Annotated in this window: 21 protein-coding genes and 1 pseudogene; 13 read left to right on the forward strand and 9 right to left on the reverse strand. The window is 59.4% G+C overall.

The window, feature by feature from the left end; all coding sequences use genetic code 11:
• Positions 1-14: 14 nt before the first annotated feature.
• The 3 genes from GB927_RS21935 to GB927_RS21945 all read left to right on the forward strand — a co-directional run bounded on the left by GB927_RS21935 (position 15) and on the right by GB927_RS21945 (position 4,793).
• Positions 15-434: a GlcG/HbpS family heme-binding protein gene (locus GB927_RS21935; protein WP_256119339.1), complete on the forward strand. Its 420-nt coding sequence runs from the start codon at positions 15-17 to the stop codon at positions 432-434.
• Positions 355-2,397, forward strand: coding sequence for an acetate--CoA ligase (gene acs, locus GB927_RS21940; protein WP_256119340.1), 2,043 nt, complete (start codon positions 355-357; stop codon positions 2,395-2,397). Before GB927_RS21935 ends, acs begins: the two co-directional genes overlap by 80 nt.
• A gap of 191 nt (positions 2,398-2,588) precedes the next feature.
• On the forward strand, positions 2,589-4,793 hold the full coding sequence (locus GB927_RS21945; protein ID WP_256119341.1) for a methyl-accepting chemotaxis protein: 2,205 nt from the start codon (positions 2,589-2,591) through the stop codon (positions 4,791-4,793).
• Between the two features lie 160 nt (positions 4,794-4,953).
• On the opposite strand, the gene GB927_RS21950 is transcribed toward GB927_RS21945, so the two are convergent.
• Positions 4,954-5,190, reverse strand: coding sequence for a hypothetical protein (locus GB927_RS21950; RefSeq protein WP_256119342.1), 237 nt, complete (start codon positions 5,188-5,190; stop codon positions 4,954-4,956).
• A 146-nt stretch (positions 5,191-5,336) separates the two neighbouring features.
• Positions 5,337-6,575: a Zn-dependent hydrolase gene (locus tag GB927_RS21955; RefSeq protein ID WP_256119343.1), complete on the reverse strand. Its 1,239-nt coding sequence runs from the start codon at positions 6,573-6,575 to the stop codon at positions 5,337-5,339.
• 227 nt (positions 6,576-6,802) lie between these two features.
• Between GB927_RS21955 and GB927_RS21960 the strand changes: the two genes are divergently transcribed.
• Entirely contained in the window at positions 6,803-7,030 is a 228-nt protein-coding gene (locus tag GB927_RS21960; protein WP_256119344.1) for an MFS transporter, read from the forward strand.
• A 126-nt stretch (positions 7,031-7,156) separates the two neighbouring features.
• Positions 7,157-7,396, forward strand: coding sequence for an MFS transporter (locus tag GB927_RS34420; RefSeq protein ID WP_369431698.1), 240 nt, complete (start codon positions 7,157-7,159; stop codon positions 7,394-7,396).
• 33 nt (positions 7,397-7,429) lie between these two features.
• Here the strand turns inward: GB927_RS34420 and GB927_RS21965 are convergent, their stop codons facing one another.
• From GB927_RS21965 to traA, 4 genes are read right to left on the reverse strand one after another with little or no spacing between them, the layout of a single operon-like run.
• On the reverse strand, positions 7,430-8,038 hold the full coding sequence (locus GB927_RS21965) for a TraH family protein (RefSeq protein WP_256119345.1): 609 nt from the start codon (positions 8,036-8,038) through the stop codon (positions 7,430-7,432).
• Positions 8,039-8,051: 13 nt separating this feature from the next.
• A complete protein-coding gene (locus GB927_RS21970) occupies positions 8,052-9,215 on the reverse strand; it encodes a conjugal transfer protein TraB (RefSeq protein ID WP_256119346.1) in 1,164 nt (387 codons plus the stop codon).
• Positions 9,205-9,771: a conjugative transfer signal peptidase TraF gene (gene traF / locus GB927_RS21975; RefSeq protein ID WP_256119347.1), complete on the reverse strand. Its 567-nt coding sequence runs from the start codon at positions 9,769-9,771 to the stop codon at positions 9,205-9,207. Before traF ends, GB927_RS21970 begins: the two co-directional genes overlap by 11 nt.
• The gene (gene traA, locus GB927_RS21980) at positions 9,768-13,076 is read right to left on the reverse strand and encodes a Ti-type conjugative transfer relaxase TraA (RefSeq protein ID WP_256119348.1); all 3,309 of its coding nucleotides are present in this window, start codon (positions 13,074-13,076) and stop codon (positions 9,768-9,770) included. Before traA ends, traF begins: the two co-directional genes overlap by 4 nt.
• Before the next feature lie 257 nt (positions 13,077-13,333).
• On the opposite strand from traA, the gene traC reads away from it, so the two are divergent.
• From traC to GB927_RS22000, 4 genes are all read left to right on the forward strand, one after another.
• Entirely contained in the window at positions 13,334-13,630 is a 297-nt protein-coding gene (traC, locus tag GB927_RS21985) for a conjugal transfer protein TraC (protein ID WP_256119349.1), read from the forward strand.
• 4 nt (positions 13,631-13,634) lie between these two features.
• Positions 13,635-13,850, forward strand: coding sequence for a type IV conjugative transfer system coupling protein TraD (gene traD, locus GB927_RS21990; protein WP_256119350.1), 216 nt, complete (start codon positions 13,635-13,637; stop codon positions 13,848-13,850).
• Positions 13,837-15,795, forward strand: coding sequence for a Ti-type conjugative transfer system protein TraG (gene traG, locus GB927_RS21995; protein WP_256119351.1), 1,959 nt, complete (start codon positions 13,837-13,839; stop codon positions 15,793-15,795). The genes traD and traG overlap by 14 nt, the downstream gene beginning before the upstream one ends.
• Positions 15,796-15,884: 89 nt before the next feature.
• Positions 15,885-16,274: a thermonuclease family protein gene (locus GB927_RS22000; RefSeq protein ID WP_256119367.1), complete on the forward strand. Its 390-nt coding sequence runs from the start codon at positions 15,885-15,887 to the stop codon at positions 16,272-16,274.
• A gap of 71 nt (positions 16,275-16,345) precedes the next feature.
• Here the strand turns inward: GB927_RS22000 and GB927_RS22005 are convergent, their stop codons facing one another.
• Positions 16,346-17,113, reverse strand: coding sequence for a hypothetical protein (locus tag GB927_RS22005; RefSeq protein WP_256119352.1), 768 nt, complete (start codon positions 17,111-17,113; stop codon positions 16,346-16,348).
• Between the two features lie 123 nt (positions 17,114-17,236).
• On the opposite strand from GB927_RS22005, the gene GB927_RS22010 reads away from it, so the two are divergent.
• Both GB927_RS22010 and GB927_RS22015 read left to right on the forward strand, forming a co-directional pair.
• A complete protein-coding gene (locus GB927_RS22010; RefSeq protein ID WP_256119353.1) occupies positions 17,237-17,674 on the forward strand; it encodes a hypothetical protein in 438 nt (145 codons plus the stop codon).
• A gap of 223 nt (positions 17,675-17,897) precedes the next feature.
• Complete coding sequence (locus GB927_RS22015) at positions 17,898-18,155, forward strand: WGR domain-containing protein (RefSeq protein WP_256119354.1); 258 nt, start codon at positions 17,898-17,900, stop codon at positions 18,153-18,155.
• 53 nt (positions 18,156-18,208) lie between these two features.
• Here GB927_RS22015 and GB927_RS22020 read toward each other — a convergent pair whose 3' ends face one another.
• Positions 18,209-18,382 (reverse strand): hypothetical protein, encoded by a 174-nt coding sequence (locus GB927_RS22020; protein WP_256119355.1) that lies wholly within the window; start codon positions 18,380-18,382, stop codon positions 18,209-18,211.
• A 293-nt stretch (positions 18,383-18,675) separates the two neighbouring features.
• Between GB927_RS22020 and GB927_RS22025 the strand changes: the two genes are divergently transcribed.
• Positions 18,676-18,999, forward strand: a complete 324-nt coding sequence (locus GB927_RS22025; protein WP_256119369.1) for a hypothetical protein — start codon at positions 18,676-18,678, stop codon at positions 18,997-18,999.
• 82 nt (positions 19,000-19,081) lie between these two features.
• Positions 19,082-20,104 carry an IS110 family RNA-guided transposase gene (locus GB927_RS22030; protein ID WP_050746837.1) on the forward strand — a complete coding sequence of 341 codons (1,023 nt, stop codon included), beginning with the start codon at positions 19,082-19,084 and terminating at the stop codon, positions 20,102-20,104.
• Positions 20,105-20,535: 431 nt separating this feature from the next.
• On the opposite strand, the pseudogene GB927_RS22035 reads toward GB927_RS22030, so the two are convergent.
• Positions 20,536-20,706, reverse strand: a pseudogene (locus GB927_RS22035) (DUF736 domain-containing protein); the annotation flags it as partial.
• Positions 20,707-20,855: the final 149 nt, after the last annotated feature.

The following is a 20,855-nucleotide window of genomic DNA, read 5'->3' on the forward strand; positions in this document are numbered from 1 at the left end:
GGAAGGAAACCCTCATGCAGAAATATCGCAGTTCTATTGTCGTGACGGCTGATGCGGCACTTCAGGCACTTGCCGCCGCCGTTGACAAGGCAAAAGCTATCAATGTCCCCCAGTGCATTTTCGTGGTCGATCCTAGCGGGGAGACGATCGCCAGTCTCCGCATGGACGGCGCGAAGTATCTGAGCATGCATACTGCGCGTGCGAAGGCCCGTACAGCCGCATCGATCAATGGGCCGACGGGGGCCATGCCCGTCGAATTCGGAGTGGCAGCGGGCATCGCATCGCAAGGCGGGGTGACGCACCTTCCTGGCGGCCTTCCAATTCGCTTCGAGGGCGTTCTCGCCGGGGCAATCGGTGTCGGTTCGGGAACTGGCGATCAGGACTTCGAGGTCGCACGGGCTGCGCTGGCGGCTATCTCAGCGGACGCGGTCTAGTTTTTTGCGGGAGGAGCAGAACTTGAGCCAAGCTCAAAATCAAGAACCCCAAACCGAACTTGGAAGGTTCGAAACGCATTACGCAAACTGGTACGAGGAGAGCGTGCGTGATCCTAATCGCTTCTGGGGAAGACACGGGAAGCGAATTCATTGGTTTGAACCATACTCAATCGTGAACAACGCCAGCTTCGAAGGTAATGTGTCTATCCGTTGGTTCGAGGATGGCACAACAAACGTTTCATATAACTGCCTTGACCGGCATCTCCAGGAAAACGGCGACAGGACCGCCATCATCTGGGAGGGGGATGATCCGTCCGAGTCGCGAAAGATCAGTTACAGAGCCCTCCATGAGGAAGTTTGCAGGTTTGCGAATGCCTTGCGCGATCGAGGTGTCAAGAAAGGCGACACCGTAACGATTTACATGCCGATGATTCCCGAAGCGGCCGTGGCGATGTTGGCATGTGCACGAGTCGGCGCGGTCCATTCCGTGGTATTCGGCGGTTTTTCTCCAGAGGCGTTAGCGGGCCGAATGGTCGACTGCGACTCCAGTGTATTGGTCACAGCATCCGAAAGCCTTCGCGGTGGCCGGCGGATTCCACTCAAGCAAAGTGCCGACAAGGCGATTCAGATAGCGGTTCACCAAGGTCTAACCGTCTCGACAGTATTTGTTGTCGGCGAGCGTGATCATGTCCCTAGTTTCGTCGAAGGCCGCGATGTTCTGTATCGCGAAGCGGTAGAGACGGCTTCGCCGGAGTGCGCCGCGGAACATATGAACGCTGAAGATCCGTTCTTTATCCTCTACACCTCTGGGTCGACGGGAAAACCGAAAGGCGTGCTTCACACCACGGGTGGATATCTCGTCTATGCTTCCATGACTCATGAGGTGGTTTTCGATTACCGTCCGAACGAGGTGTACTGGTGCACGGCTGATGTCGGTTGGGTTACGGGGCACTCCTACCTAGTGTACGGCCCCCTTGCCAACGCGGCAACGACCTTGATGTTTGAAGGCGTACCAACTTATCCGAATGCAGGGCGTATGTGGGAGATCGTCGAGAAACATCGAGTGAACCTACTCTACACCGCGCCCACGGCTCTGCGCACCCTGATGGGGGCGGGCGATGATTACGTCACGCGAAGCGACCGATCATCGTTGCGGGTGCTTGGAACGGTCGGCGAACCTATCAATCCCGAAGTGTGGGAGTGGTATAGCCGTGTTGTCGGAGACAACAGGTGCCCCGTCGTGGACACTTGGTGGCAAACTGAAACCGGTGGTCACATGATTGCACCGATCGCGGGTGTCACTCCGTTGAAGCCAGGTTCGGCGACCTTGCCGTTCTTTGGAGTGGTCCCAGTTATCGTTGATCAGGAGGGTAACGTCCTAACGGGCGTGGCCGAAGGCAACCTTTGTATAGCACAGAGCTGGCCGGGCCAGATGCGTACGCTCTACAACGATCATGCGCGTTTCATTCAGACCTACTTCTCAACCTATCAAGGAAAGTATTTCACAGGTGATGGATGTAGGCGCGATGCCGACGGATACTATTGGATCACCGGCCGTGTAGACGACGTATTAAATGTGTCGGGGCATCGCATGGGAACAGCGGAAGTTGAATCTGCTCTCGTCAGCCATCCAAGCGTCGCTGAGGCGGCCGTGGTTGGCTATCCGCACGACATCAAAGGGCAGGGCATCTATTGTTATGTCACTTTGATGGGCGGCGTGTCATTCGACGACGAACTTCAGAAATCCCTGATCGCGCATGTTCGCAGTGAAATTGGACCTATCGCGACACCCGACCATATTCAGTTCGCACCCGGCCTACCCAAGACTCGTTCAGGCAAGATCATGCGACGGATCCTCCGAAAAATTGCCGAGAATGACCTCTCGTCGCTGGGCGATACCTCGACCTTGGCCGATCCCACAGTGGTGGACGACCTCGTAGCGAACCGTCTGGCATCCAAGTAGCGGTTTCCCGAGCAGAGTAGCCCTGAAGCTCTGCTACCTGGCCGGCGCACTGCGCCGGCCTTTTTGCGTGTTGATGATTTAAAATTCAATAAAATGAGTAATAAATTTGTATGAAATGCGCTTTAGTTAACTTTAAAGCAATTCCGGCACCTTTTAATTGAACCATCAAAGTTAGTTTCGTGAGGGGTGTCATGTTTCTTCGCAGTGCCATTGGCAGGAATCTTTTTGCGGTGATTTCTGCCGGGCTGATAACGGTCGCAGTGACAGCGTCGGCGCTTACTTGGCTGTCATATAAACAGATGCGCGAACGCAGCCTTGGCGAGATGCAAAGCGCTGCCGACGCGACGGCGATCCAGGTCAGGATGCAACTCCTGCCGGCCCAGGACCTCGCTCATAGCCTCCGTTCCGCAATCTATGCGGCTGTTCGAAGTGGGAATGCCACTCGCGAATCTATGGACGTGCTCCTTGGTCAATTTCTCTCGTCGAGCCCGTTTGCGCTGGCCGTCGGATCTGGTTGGGAGCCCAACGCTCTGGACGGGCTCGATACCCGCTACTCCAACGAAGCGAACCACGACGCGAGTGGTCGCTACGTTCGCTACATCGCAAGGACCGACGCGGGGCAGAAACTCGATGTCTTGACCGACTACGACAAACCGGGAGCCGGTGATTACTATCTCGTCCCTAAGCAGACGGGTCGAGATTACATAATGGACCCCTACACCTACAATGTCGGAGGGGCTGACGTGCTGATGACATCCATTATGATTCCGCTGCAAATTGATGGAAAGTTTGTCGGAGTTACCGGAACGGACATCTCGCTTGCTGACCTGACGGCGCGTTTGACAGACATGTTGCCCTTGGGTTCGGGCCGCGTCTCGTTGGTTACCTCGGAAGGAGCGATTGTCAGTTATTCCGACCCACATATGTTGGGGAAGAAGATTTCGGAAACAGCGCTGGCGGGTGCAGGTTGGACCGAGGTTCTGGCGCATCCCGAGGTTCCCACCGGCATCAGAAACGTCGAAGGGGAAAGTGAGCTGGCTATTGCGGTACCAGTCGAGCTCGACGCGGATACCAAGTGGTATGTAGTCATCACAGTGCCGGAGGCTACGGTCTTTGCGGGGGTCTATCAGTTGCTGGCAACTTCAGCCATTGTTCTCGTGCTGGGCGCAGTGGCGCTCGTTGGGCTCGGAGTTCTTCTTTCTCGACGTTTTAGTGGTCGCCTGAAACACATCATCGGCGCGACTTCGCAGGTGGCTGCGGGAAATGTCGAGGTTGAATTCCACGAAGTCGATGCAAAGGACGAAATCGGAGATTTGTCCAGATCGCTACAAATTCTTCGGGATGCTGCAATTGAAAAGGCAAGGCTTGAGACCACCGCCCGAGAAACTCGCGACACCGCCGACCGTGAACGATACACAAGGGAACGCCAGACTGCTCAACATGCCGCCGATATCGAATTTGCTATCAGTTCACTGGGTGCGTCGCTCGACAAGTTGGCGGCTGGAAATCTGGTCTGCAAAATCGAGCATCAGTTCGCTGGTGATCTTGACCGTCTAAGGAGCAATTTCAACCGATCGGTCGACGGATTGAACGGAACGCTGGTCGAGGTTGGTCAACACGTGGGCGCGATCGACGGAAACGCCCTTGAGATCCGCGGTGCGGCCGACGAACTTGCAAAAAGGACGGAGCAGCAGGCAGCCTCGGTAGAAGAAACTGCGGCGGCCTTGAACCAAATCTCGGACACCGTGAACGCGTCAACAGTGCGTATATCTGCCGTTGGTGCGTTGGTGAACCAGGCTCATGTTCGCGCGAAGTCGTCGGAAGCGATAATGAGCGAAACCATGACCGCGATGGATGGGATTCAAGCCTCGTCATCCGAGATATCGAACATCAGCGGCGTAATCGACGAAATTGCGTTTCAGACAAATCTTCTTGCTTTGAACGCTGGCGTAGAAGCTGCCAGGGCAGGGGAGGCAGGCAAAGGGTTCGCCGTTGTTGCGCAGGAGGTTCGTGAACTAGCGCAACGTTCGGCACTTGCCGCGCGTCAGATCAAATCGTTGATCGCTCAAGCCGGAAATCAAGTCGAGACCGGCGCACGTTTGGTGGCTGAGACCGGGCAGGTACTTCAAGCGATCGCGAAGGAAGTGGACGAAATCGATGTGCATGTTTCTGCGATTGTCACATCAACAAAGGAGCAAGCACTTGGGCTGCGGGAGATCAACGATGCTGTCAACGTTATCGACCAGGGTACCCAGAAAAATGCTGCCATGGTCGAGGAGCAAAACGCCGCAAGCTATGAACTTGCCGGAAGCGTCTCACATTTGTCGAAGTTAATTTCGCGCTTTCGCCTTATTGGCGACGCTGCGTCGGAGCGGATCGATCACCTTGCGGCTTAAACCGATCTGGATGGGGCGCCTGCGTCCCTCGCCAACTTGCAGAGGGGCCGGCGGAGTCGGCCCCCATCGCATCGCTCATTCCGGAAGTCGACTAGCCGCGGACACCCAACTCGATGCCCGTCCTGTGGCATTTGCGAGAACCGGCGGCCCTTCATAACCACTATCGCTTAAGGTATGAAAGCACCATTTCGACCGCTTGATCCAGTTGTCGTTTGATCGATTTTGCTTCTGACAGGTCTTCGTCCAGAACGATTGCCAGAGTGTATCCGTTCGAAAAATAGAAATATCCGAGCGCCGATATCGAAATATACAGGTGCTTTAGGTCGATGTTCTCTCGAAAGATCCCCCACACAGGGAAAACTGGCAAAGGTTCCCTGTGAGTGCGCGTGAGGATCATGAAGCATCACAGTTAGCGCGACATCAAGGGCCGGCCAGTTTGAAACCGTCGTTCTTCCACAACTCGAATGGCGGTGGGAAGGCTAAGTTCGGCTGATGTTGCGAGACGAATTGCCGTCTCGCCCTATTTCGAGACATGGCCCTCGGTTATTGCCCGCGCATTGCGAGCGCCTGCACAACATCAAGCAGCACATTGGCACCCGCGATCAGATCTGCATCAGGGGTGTATTCCTTCGGATTGTGGCTAATCCCCGCCTGACTAGGTACGAAGATCATCGCTGAAGGAGCGATGCGGGCAATCATCTGTGCGTCATGGCCTGCGCCAGATGTCATTCGTCTGGTCGTCAAACCTCGGCTGGCCGCTGCGGTTTCGATCTTCGTAACGATGCCGTCGTCGAATTTTACCGGTTCAAACCTAGCCATACGCTCTACATCAATTGTGACTGATTCCTCTTGTCCAAGAATCTCCAAAAATGCCGCGAGCGCAGCTTCTTCCTGTTGTAGGCGATCCTCGTCTGGATCTCGTAGATCGATTGTGAATGTTGCACGCGAGGGAATGACGTTGATCGCGTTAGGTGCAAACTGCATGCATCCTACAGTCGCAACGGTCGGTGTGTTAGAGGCCTTGGCTCGATCGCGGAGGAATGTCACTACCCGCGCGGCGGCGTAACCTGCGTCGCGTCGCATCGATATTGGCGTTGTACCGGCATGGTTCGCATCCCCTGTAATGGTCACTTTTTGCCAGGAGATACCTTGAAGGTTTTCGACCGCGCCGATCTGGATACCTTCTCGTTCAAGAACGGGCCCCTGCTCAATATGGAGTTCGATGTAGGCATGCGGCTTCAAAAAGCCGGGCTGCCTATCACCGGCGTAACCGATGCGGGCTAGTTCTTCTCCCAAAATCGACCCGTCTGTACCGACCGTAGAGAGTGCATCCTCCACTTCCAGCCCACCGGAATAGACAAGCGAGCCCATCATGTCAGGTGCATAACGCACACCTTCTTCGTTGGTGAATGCTGCAACTACGATCGGGCGCGATGGCAACAGGCCAGCTTCTTTCAGGGTCACAATAACTTCGAGACCTGCGAGTACACCATAGCATCCGTCGAAAATGCCGGCGTTTATGACGGTGTCGATATGAGAGCCCAAAAGGATGGGCTCGCCGTCAGACCCTTCAGATTTCCATATTCCAAACACGTTACCGATTCGATCGATTGCAACGTCTAAACCTGACGCTCTCGCCCACGTTACGAACTGATCGCGACCCAGCTTTTCCGTATCGGATGCGGCCAGTCTGATGAGTTGCCCGTCGATACCACGACCTATCTCGCCGAGACTTCTGATACGACCGAGCAACCGCTCGCTATCAATCGAAATGCTGCTCACGTGCTCACTCTCCGTTGCAAAATGCGAATATGCGACGGGAGGATAGTGCAGAACACGATTTATTTGCGCTCGTAAATAGCTTGGATCTTGCAACTTTGTATCTTCCTCGCGACGCGTTTTCATCCAATTTTGCTTTATGGATTTTTTCAGTTTCCGTCGCGATGTCCGATTTGTGCCTGTGAAATAAGTGCTCGGCCCGTCCGGGCTAACGACAGGAGGACATGCCCATGGTTCCCTGGAAGCCGCCATTGCGGATTACATTCGGCAAGGCAATAACTAGGCTCTTATCCGGTGGTTTGGCGGCTGGCAGCGGGGTCTGGGGCGCGACTGCGAAACCCGACGGGCTGTCGGTCTCCCTGCAATGGGCAGCCGTCGCTCACTTGGTGACTGCAGTTATCGGCTTCATCGTACCTGTCCAGCTGAGCGCTGATGGCGATCAGGAAGGTATTGATTAAGAAGCACCTGACCTGGTACTAGATATCCAGCCGCGTAGCGGACCCGTCGCATCGAAAACCACATATTCGATTGAAGAGACCGACATTGACGCCTTCCTTATCCAGATGCTTCAGCGTCGATAGGCAATCGCGCGTGCCGGCGCGTGTGACTGGATCTTACAGCGCGATCTTCAACATCATTCGAGATGGACTGAAACTTTACGGACACCGACCTGGATGGACTATCTACGAATGAACCACCGCTTATCGCCGGCGGACCAGGAAATCGCCCGTGCTCTTGCAGCCTTACATCAAGGGGAGACGCGGCCCCAAACCGAGTTAGCGATCGAGCGCCCAGCCCGGCGCGGTCTCGCGTCCAGCCTATAGCGAGGATGTAGCGTTGAGGTACGGCTCGCGTGATCATCGCCAACCAATGCGTGAAAGATCGATCCGAATGTCAGCTGATCCCGACTTCGCTTGATTTGTCCGATCGCTGTCCGATCTGCCGCCATCGACGCCATCATCAGCGATGGCTTCCTTTGCCTCATGACGCGGAACGGTTACGCTCCCGTCTGGATCTTCCGCCTGAAACACCCCGACACCTTCAAATTCACCGGTCTTCCAGGCATAGACAGCGTCCTCGAATATCTGCGGGAACACGTCTTCGTTCGTCGGGTTGCCATACCATTTGGCAACGATCCGCAGGACCTTGGCGAACATCCGCGTGCCTATGCGCAGGTTCTCGCACGGCTCGACGAGGTCAGCCTTGATCTCGGACGCCTCCTTGACGCCGATGCCAGCCGGAAACTGCGTGAGGCCGACCCGCACGACGGCCTTGCCGACGTTGTCGCGGATCAGCGCCAGCGCTTCCTCAGCATATTGCGGTTTTGGCACCAGGATCAGCCTGCCGCCGGATTTTACGGTGACGGCGAGGGGATCGGTGCTGCCGACGGATTGGACGAACTGTTCGACGATCACCGGCTTCAGGGATGGATCGGCGCATTGTTGGATCAAGGCGGCGTCGAGCATGATCGCTCCTTTGTCAGGTGTTGAAGGATAGGAAGAGCGGTTTGGCAAAGAGACGCGCCCAGGCGGTGACGCTGGCGCGCTGGATATCGACGATAGAGGTGCCGTCGGTCCACCACCCATTGCCGACGGCGACGATGAGATCCGGATCATGCAGCATCGACTGCAGCACCGGCCAGACCAGCAGCTGCTCGTAGCAAATGAGCGGCGCGATTATTTTGCCGTTAAGCTCGATGACGGGATCGGCGAAGAAATCGGCACGCGCACCGCCCGATTGACCGAACCAGGCGCGCCAGGGCTGCCACATCGATCCTGGAACCGGCATGCGTTCGCGATAGAGGATACGACCGCCCTGAGTCGTGAGGGCGACCAGCACATTGTCATAGCCATCAAGGGTCATTTCCGACGCGCCGGCGATGACTGTTGCCGTCGTCCCGGAGAGAGCCGACGCCCAAAGCCGCTCGACGGTTGGCGTCCAGTTCCCGAGCGCGCTTTCCGGCAAGACAATGACCCCGCCATCCTGCTGGATGTGTTCATGTGCGGTCGCGATCAGAGCGCGATGCCGCTGTAGGCCAGTGTCCCGACCAAGCGAAGCGCCGAGATGGAGGTCGACACCGCGCCAGCCGTCAGCTAGATTCGGCCCGGTCCAGGTCGCGGCGGACCAGAGCCACAGGCTCGATAGCACCAGAATGGCAGCCGGCCAGACGCGGGTTACGAGACCAATCAGGCCGGCTGTCATCGCTGAGACACCCCACCAGCCCCAGCCTGGAAAGAGAATACCAGCCGCCGTGATCGGATGCGCCCATCCGGTGATCCCGAAGGGCGGAAGGGCCATCAGCGCGGATGCAACCAGGTAGGCGACCGGTCGGTAACGCACATTGCTCGTCCAAAGCACAGCATGCACGACGACAAAGCTCGAGGATGCAATGAGCCAGAGAGCAAGTCCGGGCGTGAGATCCGATTGGTAGAAGGTCGCGACCCCCTGCGGCAGTCCGCGTGATGCGGCGAGAAAGTAACTCGCGGCGACCACACCCGCTCCCGCTCTGCCCGGCGCTAGCGACCAGAGAACCGGAAACGCGAGGGCGACGGGAAGAAGAAGCGGATTGCCGCTCCAGCCGACCCACCCGGTGCCAAGCGACAATCCGGCGAGCGCGACGATCAGGATCGGTTTAAGGCGCATAGGTCCAGACCTCCTCGGCAAGACCGAGCATGCCCGATACGGGGACCGGCCCGAAATAGCGTGAGTCAAAGGAACCGGCAAAACCCGAATGCAGAAACACGTGACCCGCCGGGATCATGCCGGACGCAGCGCTCGAAATCGCCCGCCCCTCACCATCCCGCTCGATCACTTCGGATAGCGGGACAGGCTGCCCATTGATGCGGACATCGCGACCGATATCCGCTCGCTGACCTTCGACACCAACGACCGTCTTGATGAGCGGCGCAACGCCCGAGGGGCAGAGCCCTCGGCGCAAATATCCTCGCTCGCGCGAGCCACGCATCGCCTCCGTGGTGGGCGGGCAGATAAACACGACGTCACCGACCTGGACCGGCCGCTTGAGCGGAAGGATGCGCCAGAGACCCAGAGGCTCGCTCGGCGTCAGGTTTACGCGCAAACCGCCGGCCCAGCCTGATGCCATAAGCGCAATGGTCGCCAGAGCCGATGCGACAATGATGGTGCCGGCCACGCGGCGTTGACGGCGCGATCGCCCGATCGTCGGCATGGTGCTGGTCATTTCAGGGAGAGACCTTTCGTCTGGCTCTGCCGCAGCGTCTGCGCCTGCTTCAGGCCCTCGACGGCACGCTCATGCGCGGCCAGCTGCTGAACGGTTCGCATCGACTGCCAGGCGCTTTGCACTTCGCTTCTTTGCGCAGGCGTCATGCCGGAGGTGACGGTTTTAAAGCTCTCGCCGGACGTCTCCTTGGCGGCGATCCCGAGAAACGTCCGCTCACCGAACCGCTCAGAGACAGCGCGGGCAAACCCTTCCAGTTCTGCCTTCACCATCTTGTCGGCAAGCGCATATTCGAGGCCGGACGGCAGGTCGTTGCGATCGATGGCATCGCGGACTTTTTCCAGCGTCTGCTTTGCCATCGACGACAGAGCCGGAATGTCGACCGACACCTTGAGACGCTTTGTTCGCTCCTCGGCCTCATGCTTGTGTTCGGCCTCGCTGCGGGCTTGCAGATAGCGCTCGATATTGCGGGCAAGTGCCGGCGCGTTGACAACCGCGGTATCGCGCGCCTGCTTGTCGGCCTTACTGGCAAACATGCCGGTCTTGCCATTCAGCGCGCCGAAGCTTTCGGGCTGGCTCGTGATCGTCGAGAGCGTTGCCTTGGCCTTTCCGGCATCCTTCAGCATCGTATCGACGTCGATCGCCTTGAAGGCGGCTTGCGGGTCGGCATAGACAATATGGAAGCGTGTCGTGACATCCTGCCAATGCTTTTTGAGGCCGGGATCGGCGCTAAGCCGGTCCTCGACGCTATGCTCCAGCGATTTCGGAAACGTCGTGATGCCCGATACCATCGGCTTCATCTCCTTCAGTGTGTTTGATGCAGATTGGCGCGTCGTGCTCGCCAAACCGATCTTTCCGGCAATCGCCCGTAGGCGGGCGCCAAGATCGGCCAGTCTGCCCTTTTGCCGCACGGTCCATTCGAGGCGATCGCGAACGATGGTGCGTGCGACCTGGACGAGGTGGAGACCACGCGCGTCGGCAAAGCGAAGGGCGGCGCGATAGAAGGCGCCGTTCGCGTAGTCGAGCGTGGTCTCCTTGGCATTCTTGCGCGACAGGAGCTCGACCAGGCCGCCGGCCTTGGCAAACGACCGTAACCCGTAATAGACGGCGAGATCCTCGCGATGCCGGGTCATGGCGACATAGGTGAGGTGGCGATCGAGCGATAGGGATGCCAGCACCTTCACCCGATCGACGGTCGCGCCCTGCGACTTGTGGACCGTGGTCGCATAGCCATGATCGACATTGGCGTAGAACCGTTGCTCAACAACCACCTGGCGTCGATCATCGCCCGATCCGATCTCGGCGACGATCCGGCCAGGCGCTGCTTCGACGACCTTTGCCAGCATGCCGTTCTTGACGCCGATCGAGCCCTCGTTCTTGAGGAAAACGATCTGATCGCCGGCCGCAAACTGCCGCATGCCGTCGGCAGTTTTGAAGGCTGAACCCGTACCGATGATGCCGCGCTCGATAAGGTTTGCCCGCGCCAGCGTGTTGAGCAGTCGAACATCGCGACGAAGATGCGCCAGGATCAGCGAGGACATGCTCGGATCATAATCGCGGCTCCAGTCCGCGATCAGATTTTTGATCGCGTCAGCCTTCAGTTCGGAGCCTCGCATCCGACCCTGATCCCGATAGGCCTCGACCGCCTTGGCGACATTGCCACGGGCAAGATCGAGCGACGCGTCGCGCATCCATTGCTGGCGCTGGCGATAGATGGTTTCGAGTTCGGCGTAACCGATGCGCTCGGCGATCGCCCGGAACGCCGCCCCGGCTTCGATCGGCTGGAGCTGCTCGGGGTCGCCGACCAGCACCAGCTTGGCGCCGGTCCTGACCGCGGTCTCGACGAACAGCGCCATCTGCCGTGACGACACCATGCCGGCCTCGTCGAGGACGAACACCGTCTTCTCGTCGAGCCGGTCACGCCCCTGTTCCCAGCGCCGTTGCCAGGACGACAAGGTGCGCGAGGAAATCCCCGCTTCCTTCTCCAGACCTTCGGCCGCCTTGCCGGCAAGAGCACCACCGACAACGCGATACCCGGCTGCTTCCCAGGCTTCGCGCGCCGCCTTCATCATCGTTGTCTTGCCGGCGCCGGCGCGCCCGACGACGGCGGCGATCCTGGTATCACCGACGACATGCTCGATCGCTGTCTTCTGCTCGTCGGAGAGCCGCCGATGTCGCTGGAACACCGCGTCGAGAAGCCCCGGGCGCACAGGCTGCGCGTTGCGACCATCGAGCCAAACCGCCTGATTGGCCATAACAGCTTCCAGCCGGATCATCTCGCGCGTCGTGTATTTCGCGGGGATGCGCTGGCCAGTCGAAAAGTCGATCCGGTCCTTGTCAAGCCGCAGCACATCGGGATGCCGCAGGATGCGCGCCATCAGGTTCTGGAAGAGTGCCGCGTCGTCGATATACCGATGCAGCACCTTGGCGATATCGGTGCTGTCGAAGACGCTCTTCTCTCGAGTGATGACGTCAAGCACCAAGGCGGGATTGCGTTGGATCCGCCTGGCATTTTCCGCCCGGCGCTCCTGCTGCAGCTCTATGCGCTCGAGCGAAAGGGAGGCCGCGGGATCGTCGGCCTTTCGCTCGATCGCCGTTGCGGCAACACCGACATGAACGGTCGGTGTCAGCGCAATCCCCTGCTTTTCGAAGGAACGGCCATCGATGCGCAGATCGAAGCCAGCTAGCGCCAGGTGCCGGTTCTGGGTCGCAAACCAGCCGTCGCGGAAGATGTTGAAGTCGTCAGTGCTGCCGGCCCAAAGCTCATAGACGATCTTGCCGGCATCGTTGCGCAGCGGGCTGCCATCCGGCCCCAGCACTGCGGTCTTCTTGGCGCCGAAACCGTCCTGCGTCAGCGGTCGCAGCGTCGTCATCAAATGCACATGCGGATTGCCGGCTGCGTCGTGATAGACCCAGTCGGCCACCATGCCCTTGGCCGTGATATGCTCGGCGACGAAATCGCGCATCAACGCGATATTCTGCTCGGACGTCAGCTCGATCGGCAAGGCGATGGTGACGTCCTTGGCCAGCTGGGCGTCGGAGCGCTTCTCGAAATCCTCGACGCGGTTCCAGAACGCCTCCGAGGCGCCCGCGACCGACCGGTCGGCGATCAGCGATCGCAGCCAGTCCGGCGCGTCGGCGGGGACGACGAACTCCTCATGCAGCAGACCCTGCTTGCGGGAATAGTCGATGGTGCGGGCTTCGCGCTCGAACTCCATTTTCGCGCAATGACGGTAGGCCGCCGACAGCACGGCGCTGCGGCCGGAGCCACGGGCAACGATGCTGACGGAGAAATGCGGGACGGCCACGATACTTGCGCGCTCCAATTCGCGAATGGTTTCAACCTGTTCGAAGAGGGATACGGCCCCGCCAGGGTCCCCAAAAGCAGGGCGTCGCATCAGCGACGTATAATTGCGCCCTTGGAAGCCGTCCTTCGAACGGCCGGGATCATTCACCAAAGCATCACCGTTGGCGATTGTAGGATTCACAGTAGTGCGTGCCGCACCTGATCCTGAAATCCTCTGGCTCGAAAGACTATTCTTTCTCGCCATAGGAGATCAGACGCATGAAGAAGCCTTCCTCGAAAATCCGCGAAGAGATCGCCAAGCTGCAGGATCAGCTGCGCCAGGCCGAAACGCGTGAGGCCGAGCGCATCGGACGGATCGCGCTGAAGGCCGGCCTTGGTGAGATCGAAATCGACGAGGCCGAGTTGCAGGCAGCCTTCGAGGACCTGACCAAGCGGTTTCGCGGGGGGAAGGCTGGTTCGAACGGGAAAGGAAAGGGAATTCCAGGCGGCTCGGGGAGCGGCGAAGCGGCGTCGGACGCGTCTGGCGCGGCTCAGGGCAGCGGTGGCGAGGCTTGAGCGGATGAGCCGGAATGCTACATCCGATGCCCGCAAGCGCGACACGCGCGACAAGATCGCGCTTGGTGGCCTGATCGTCAAAGCCGGCCTGCGCTTTGAGAAACGCGCGCTTCTGCTGGGCGCGCTGATCGAGCTCAGCGACAGATTGAAAGCCAACGAGAACGAGCGAAGCCGGTTGACGGCGATCGGCGCGGAGGCCTTCGGCAATGACAGCGACTAGGGTGCTTCTCGTTATCGTCCCCGTCGCGCTGATGCTGGCGGTCGGCTTTGCGCTCAGCGGGTTTGAGAGCGGACTGGCTTCGCTTGGAAAGACGGAGGCGGCGCGGCTGATGCTGGGACGGGCGGGCATTGCCTTGCCCTATATCGCGGCAGCCGCTGTTGGGGTCATCTTCCTCTTTGCATCGGCGGGCGCCGCCAACATCCGGTTCGCCGGCTGGGGTGTCGTCGGAGGTGCCGTGGCGACCATTAGCATCGCCGCGTTGCGCGAAGCGCATCGCCTATCTCGCTTCACCGGCCAGATCCCGGAGGGACGGTCGGTTTTCTCCTATCTCGATCCCGCGTCGATGGTCGGTGCAGCCGCGGCACTGATGGTCGGTTGCTTCGCGCTGCGCGTTGCGCTGGTCGGCAATGTCGCCTTCGCACGCTCTGAGCCGAAGCGCATTCGCGGCCAGCGCGCCATGCATGGCGAGGCCGACTGGATGTCGTTAAAGGACGCCGAAAAACTGTTTGCCGATGCTGGCGGGATCGTCATCGGCGAGCGCTACCGGGTCGATCGCGATGGCGCCGCCGCAATGGCGTTCCGATCGGATCGACCGGAGACCTGGGGTGCTGGCGGCAAGTCCGCACTTCTCTGCTTCGACGGCTCGTTCGGCTCCTCACATGGCATCGTCTTTGCCGGTTCGGGCGGCTACAAGACCACGTCGGTGACGATCCCGACCGCGCTCAAATGGGGCGGTTCGCTGATCGTGCTCGACCCGTCGAACGAGGTCGCGCCGATGGTGTCGCACCATCGCGTCAAGGCCGGACGCGACGTGCATGTCCTTGATACGAAGAATTCCGGGATCGGGCTCAATGTGCTTGACTGGATCGGCCAGCACGGCGGCACCAAAGAGGAGGATATCGCGGCGGTCGCCTCCTGGATCATGAGCGACAGCGGCCGGGCGACCGGCGTGCGCGACGATTTCTTCCGGGCCTCCGGTTTGCAGTTGCTGACGGCGATGATCGCCGATGTCTGCCTGTCCGGCCATACCGAAAAGAAGGATCAGACGCTCAGGCAGGTTCGCCAGAATCTCGCCGAACCGGAACCGAAACTGCGCGAACGGCTGGAGAAAATTCACGCAAACTCCAAGTCGGATTTCGTCAAGGAAAACGTTGCCGCCTTCGTCAACATGACGCCGGAAACGTTCAGCGGCGTTTATGCCAATGCGGTGAAGGAGACCCACTGGCTTTCGTATCCGAACTATGCTGCCCTGGTATCAGGATCGAGTTTCTCCACCGACGACATCGCCAGCGGCAAGGTCGATGTGTTCATCAATATCGACCTCAAAACGCTGGAGACGCATTCCGGGCTTGCCCGCGTCATCATCGGCTCATTCCTCAACGCGATCTACAATCGCGATGGCGCCATCAAGGGCAGGGCGTTGTTCCTGCTCGATGAGGTCGCAAGGCTCGGCTATATGCGCATCCTGGAGACGGCGCGCGACGCCGGTCGCAAATACGGCATCACGCTGGCAATGATCTTCCAGTCGATCGGCCAGATGCGCGAAACCTATGGCGGCCGCGACGCGTCGAGCAAGTGGTTCGAGAGCGCCAGCTGGATTTCCTTTGCGGCGATCAACGATCCGGAGACGGCCGACTATATTTCGCGGCGCTGCGGCACGACCACCGTCGAGATCGATCAGGTCAGCCGCAGTTTCCAGTCGCGCGGATCGTCGCGGACGCGCTCGAAGCAGCTCGCCGCCCGGCCGCTGATCCAGCCGCACGAAGTGCTGCGCATGCGTGCCGACGAACAGATCGTCTTCACCGCCGGCAACCCGCCACTTCGCTGCGGCCGGGCAATCTGGTTCCGGCGCAACGATATGAAAACCTGTGTCGGGCAAAACAGGTTTCATCGCCCAGTGGATCCGGGCAAGTCGGCGGCGAAATCAGAAGGGGCAGAGCAATGAAACGACAATCGAGTCATGCGCCGCTTCTTCGAGCCAATGCGAGGTCCGCGTCCCTCGCACTTGTCGTCGCAGTCGCGATCACTGGTTCCATGGTCGCTGTTCGAGCGGAGGCGGGATCGCCGGACCGGCTATCCGCCACCTTCACGCTCTGCGGTGAGAGCCGACGGGTGAACTGCGTCGTCGATGGCGACACCTTCTGGTTCGAGCGACAGAAAATCAGAATTGCCGATATCGATGCGCCGGAACTCAGCCCACCACGCTGCGCTTTCGAACGGGATAAAGGGGAGGCGGCGAAACACCGACTGCTGGCGTTGCTGAATGCCGGTCCATTCTCGCTGGCGAAGAACGGCAGGGATGAAGATCGGTATGGTCGCAAGCTTCGCGATGTTCTCCGCGATGGCCGATCGATCGGCCAGCAGCTTGTCGGCGAAGGGCTGGCCCGAACGTGGGACGGGTCACGCCGGCCTTGGTGCCAATAGGACTGCTCAGACCAAACGCGCGGGAAAGGAAATCACGCGCGCCGGTATTTCATCCGGCGTTTCCGCTGACGTCACCGCCGCTTCGTTTTGTGAGGGGCCTCGTCAGACTTGGCCGCAGGTGATGGCATCGGTGTGACGGATCCCGTCGTCGGCCAGACGGGATCGGCATGGCTCGAAGCGCATCGAAATTCGTGGATCGGCCACCGCTTCAGATCGGGTGAGCACAGCTCATACATGGATTGCTTTTTCTTGGCGCCCCATAGCCATGGCTTGGCATGAACGTCAGCTTTGCCTTCGCCGTGCTTTTCTCCAAACAGAGGATGACGTGTGCTGGGTTTGTCCGGTGGGCTTTGCCAGCGCGTGTCCCACGCCAGAAGCGCGTCCGAGCGCTTCGTCCGATCGACGAGATAATGATAGTGCCAGCCGACGCCCGGGTGATTTTCGCGCTTCACGAAATCGTCCCATCCGGGGATCCTCGCCAGAAACGCGACAACCAGATCCGGCACGCCCTCAAGGATGGTGAACCGGCGGACCGGCTCAAGATAGCCGCGATGAATCTTTCGCGCCGAGGCACGTTGATCGACAGAGCCGAGCGACCACGCGCCGGCATCCAGAGCGACAGACGGCAGGCGTGTGGGTTGCCAGTTATTCTCCTTCAGCGCATTGTCGAGCTCTTTTGCGATGCGCGCGGCGTTGTCCCGGATCGGGCCAAGCGGTGGCGGGTCAGTCGGAAGCTCCTGCCATTCGCCGTCGCCGATGATGACCGTGTCTTCCCATTGCTTGCGATACGCCGATGGCACGGATTGTAGCAGCTCGATCGCCAGCGCTTTTGTCTTCATAGACTTCCTCCAAAGCCAGATCGCGGCCGCGAATCGATTGCCGAGATGTCAGAAACCGACTAACTCATCTAGCCAACAATCGCCTCCAAGTAGCCTTTCCGTCGTGCTGGAAACAAGTCTGCCATGACCAACCCATACCAGGTTGCTGATGCCTTCATCCGCGATTTCCGCGCGGCAGAGTATGCGATGAAGCGCTCGGGCTTTCTGCGGCAGGATCGCGAGGGTGCGGAGCCGAACTGGGACACCTTCGCGCAGTCGCTCGGCAAGCCGTTTTTCGACCATGTGGTGGCGCTCGGCATCGCCAAGACCTTGATCGGCCATCCGCCCCGCCGTCTGCTGGCGGATATGAGCTGGTCGCCGCCCAATCCATTACCGCTGACAAACGTCGCGCAGCTGGTCGTCAATGGTGTCTGCAGGGTCCGCAACAGCTACGTGCACGGCGAGAAGTTCACCGGCGGCCCGGAGGGACAGTGGGATCGCGATGTCACCTTGATTAAGGAGGCTCATGCTGTGCTTGCCGAGGCGACGAGTTTTCCGGGAAATCCATTGCAGGCAAGGTGAAGTCGCGATGAGCCCTTGAACCGAAACCTGCGATATGGCTGCTTGCGAGCGGATCGTCCCCCGCATGGGCGAAGACCGCCTGCGGGCTTCGGTAGCATCGCGACGAGAGCCGTGCACCGTCAGGTGTCTCGCCCGACCATTCATCACGGACGTGAATCAATCGCGATGAACCGATTCATAAGTCTCGTTGGACGCTGGGCGGAGAATTGCCGATCCTCAGACCATGCTCTCGCAACCTTACCATCTCTATGTCGAACGCACCGATGCTACGAAAAACATGGCACGCTATTATGCGATGGAGATCACCACAACGCTGTTCGGCGAAGCCTGCCTGATCCGGTCATGGGGAAGAATTGGACGACGAGGACAGTGCATGAACCATCACTTCAAGCGGGAAGAAGATGCGGTCGCGCTGTTTCTCATGCTTACCCGTCAAAAGCGTGCCAAAGGTCACCGACCCTGCTCTCAGCGACCTCACTGAGGCCGAACAATTGAGATGCAGAAAAAAGGCCGCCTGAGCGGCCCCCGGGGCGCTTACTCGCGCCGCTTGCCGTCAAGTTCGTAGCTGATCTCGATCTCGACGAAGAAGGGGATCTTGACCGCGAGCTTCAGACCGAGCTTGCCCTTGCGAAAGAAGTGACAGATGACCTTGCCGAGGCTGCGAAGCTGGCGACCGGTGGCTGCGAGGTATTGTGCGAGGCGCTGCATGATGATTTCTCCTTGTCGATTGCGGTTATCGCGGGGATAGGCCGCAGGCCGGGACAAGGAGGGCTGCACCGGCAAAGCCGCAGCGAAGCGGAGGACCTGGCGCCGACTGAATTTTGATGCGCGAGGAGACGCTAAACGCGGCGGGGAAAATTCCGGCGGCGACGGGTTGCTGCCCGACGACCGGACTGCAACATCCCTGATGCCGATGACCTCAGTCGACAAGGAAAGTCGCAACGCCTTGTTGATGTCGCGACCGTCCCGGTAGCCCGCAAATCTGGAAAGGGAGACATGTCTTGCTGGTGTACCGCTCAGAACGGCGGCTCTGCATCCAGCCTCCCTTCCTGTTCGACAACGATGATTGCAAGCTCGGCTCGCGCGCAGTCCAGCTCGACCTGGATATCGCGGCGCTCGGCGGCATCCGCTGCGTTTCGAAGTTCGGCCCGCAGTTCCTCGATCTGGATTTCGAGTTCGTAAGTCATCGTCTGATCTCCTTGAGTGTGAAAGACGACGTCACCAGCCGGGAGGGGATGGCGGGGGCAGGGATCGCGCAAGCGACCGGCAGAGCCGGGGAGTGGGGGAGCCGATTTGCGCAGGCGGCCCGAGGGCTGCCGGAGTAAATTGATGATGTGGACGGCCCTCCGAGACCTCAGCGCAAAGGTGCTATTCTCAGTCGGCACAATTCGGACAAGGAACCACGTCATGGCTTTTGAGAAGATAAGTGTTATCGGCCTCGATCTGGCCAAGAATGTTTTCCAGCTACATGCTGTCGATGAAGCCGGCGATGTCATCATCCGTCGCCAGCTCCGCCGGAATCAGCTTCTACAATTCTTCGAGCACCTGCCCCGCTGCCTTGTCGGCATGGAAGCATGTTCGACGTCACACTATTGGGCACGTGAGCTCGTCCGCCTGGGCTTCGAGGTCAAGCTAATGCCGCCAGCTTATGTGAAGCCCTACGTCAAGCGCGGCAAGAATGATGCGGCGGATGCCGAGGCCATTTGCGAAGCCGTGACTCGTCCCACGATGCGTTTCGTTCCCGTGAAGAGCTGTGAGCGTCAGGCACTCCTGATGCAGCATAAGACGCGGGATCTGCTGGTGCGGCAGCGGACCGCTCTTATCAACGCCTTGCGTGGGCATCTCGCGGAATTCGGGATTGTCACGTCGCAAGGAAGATTAGGCTTGAGAGCGGCAATTGAAGCGCTGAGCGCTGCCCAGGAATTCCTTCCAGAGCCCTCCTGGCAACCGTTCGAACACATAAGGAAGCAATTGGAGGAGCTGACCCACAAGATCGCTGAACTCGATAGGATTATATTGCGGTGGTGCCGCAACGAAGCGGCTGCCCGGCGTTTGATGACCATTCCCGGCGTCGGTTTCCTAACGGCAGCGGCGATCGCAGCTTCGGTCGGTGACGCCACCGAGTTCAAATCTGGCCGTCAGTTCGCAGCCTGGCTTGGATTGACCCCACGACAAAACAGTAGCGGTGGGAAGGAGAGGCTTGGCCGGATAAGCAAACAAGGCGATCGCACGATCCGACGGTTGCTGGTAGTCGGCGCCACCGCCGTCGTGCGCAGAGCCCGTCTTGACGCTGCGTCATTTCCCTGGATCGCTCGCTTGTTAGATCGCAAGCCCGCCAAGCTGGTTTCGGTAGCGATCGCAAACAAAACCGCACGCATCGCGTGGGCAATACTCAGGCGGAGGGAAAACTATCGTTTTGCCACCGCCTGAAAAGATCCATTCGGCCCAAGTGTGGCCGGATGGAGGAGTGAAGGACTTAGTTTGATGGCGAACCGGTTAGACCGGGGACGGAGGAAAGCCGGGGTTCCCCCAGCGCCTCGAGCGCGACAATTTGATTGGCTCTCCGTCTGCGGATCTCATCAGGGCCAGTGGCGTTGATGCCACGATTATAGGCCGGACACATGACTGAACCTAATTGGTCGCTTACAAGCAAAAGTCTTGCATTCCACGGGCCGTCCACACATGGGGGAACCGCTCATCCTTGAGGCCGGCATGCGCGAGCGGCACACTTCCAGGTTCTGAGCAGCTATCCCTCCCTCTCGTGTGCCACCAAAAAAGCCGGAGACGGGCTCGATGCCTGTCTCCGGCTAGGGCATGGGGACAAGAGGGAAGCCCCGCCTTCCGGCGGGGCCTTGACCGTCTCAGTCGCGGTTCGGGCGGGACCAGATCAGCTGGTAGCCGTCTTCACCTTCGACTTCCGTCAGCGTCGCGTAAATCGGAGCGGGGAAGCTCGGATCGTCGAGCTTGACCGAGAGATAGTCGCGATCGGTTTGCTCGGAGCGCTTCTGCCAGGCGGCGCCGAGTTCTACGTTTTGCGGTGCACCGCAAAACGTCGATTATGCTGAGAGTGTGATTATGCGGAGTGCCTGTCGCTGAAGGCTGGATTTGGCGGCGGTTGCGGCGATTTCGTCTCCGCATAATTCCGCTGGTGTGGAGGGGCGCCCCGCCGTGAAGCGGAGCG

It is taken from the genome of Shinella lacus (genome assembly GCF_010994755.1).
In the GTDB taxonomy this organism is placed as follows: domain Bacteria; phylum Pseudomonadota; class Alphaproteobacteria; order Rhizobiales; family Rhizobiaceae; genus Shinella; species Shinella lacus.

Excerpts from the sequence above, each read along its gene's own strand:
- GB927_RS21935 (WP_256119339.1), top strand. The coding sequence starts at position 15 with ATGCAGAAATATCGCAGTTCTATTGTCGTGACGGCTGATGCGGCACTT.
- GB927_RS21945 (WP_256119341.1), top strand. The coding sequence starts at position 2,589 with ATGTTTCTTCGCAGTGCCATTGGCAGGAATCTTTTTGCGGTGATTTCT.
- GB927_RS21950 (WP_256119342.1), bottom strand. The coding sequence starts at position 5,190 with ATGATCCTCACGCGCACTCACAGGGAACCTTTGCCAGTTTTCCCTGTG.
- GB927_RS21960 (WP_256119344.1), top strand. The coding sequence starts at position 6,803 with ATGGTTCCCTGGAAGCCGCCATTGCGGATTACATTCGGCAAGGCAATA.
- GB927_RS21965 (WP_256119345.1), bottom strand. The coding sequence starts at position 8,038 with ATGCTCGACGCCGCCTTGATCCAACAATGCGCCGATCCATCCCTGAAG.
- GB927_RS21970 (WP_256119346.1), bottom strand. The coding sequence starts at position 9,215 with ATGCGCCTTAAACCGATCCTGATCGTCGCGCTCGCCGGATTGTCGCTT.
- traF (WP_256119347.1), bottom strand. The coding sequence starts at position 9,771 with ATGACCAGCACCATGCCGACGATCGGGCGATCGCGCCGTCAACGCCGC.
- traC (WP_256119349.1), top strand. The coding sequence starts at position 13,334 with ATGAAGAAGCCTTCCTCGAAAATCCGCGAAGAGATCGCCAAGCTGCAG.
- traD (WP_256119350.1), top strand. The coding sequence starts at position 13,635 with ATGAGCCGGAATGCTACATCCGATGCCCGCAAGCGCGACACGCGCGAC.
- traG (WP_256119351.1), top strand. The coding sequence starts at position 13,837 with ATGACAGCGACTAGGGTGCTTCTCGTTATCGTCCCCGTCGCGCTGATG.
- GB927_RS22000 (WP_256119367.1), top strand. The coding sequence starts at position 15,885 with ATGGTCGCTGTTCGAGCGGAGGCGGGATCGCCGGACCGGCTATCCGCC.
- GB927_RS22005 (WP_256119352.1), bottom strand. The coding sequence starts at position 17,113 with ATGAAGACAAAAGCGCTGGCGATCGAGCTGCTACAATCCGTGCCATCG.
- GB927_RS22010 (WP_256119353.1), top strand. The coding sequence starts at position 17,237 with ATGACCAACCCATACCAGGTTGCTGATGCCTTCATCCGCGATTTCCGC.
- GB927_RS22015 (WP_256119354.1), top strand. The coding sequence starts at position 17,898 with ATGCTCTCGCAACCTTACCATCTCTATGTCGAACGCACCGATGCTACG.
- GB927_RS22020 (WP_256119355.1), bottom strand. The coding sequence starts at position 18,382 with ATGCAGCGCCTCGCACAATACCTCGCAGCCACCGGTCGCCAGCTTCGC.
- GB927_RS22030 (WP_050746837.1), top strand. The coding sequence starts at position 19,082 with ATGGCTTTTGAGAAGATAAGTGTTATCGGCCTCGATCTGGCCAAGAAT.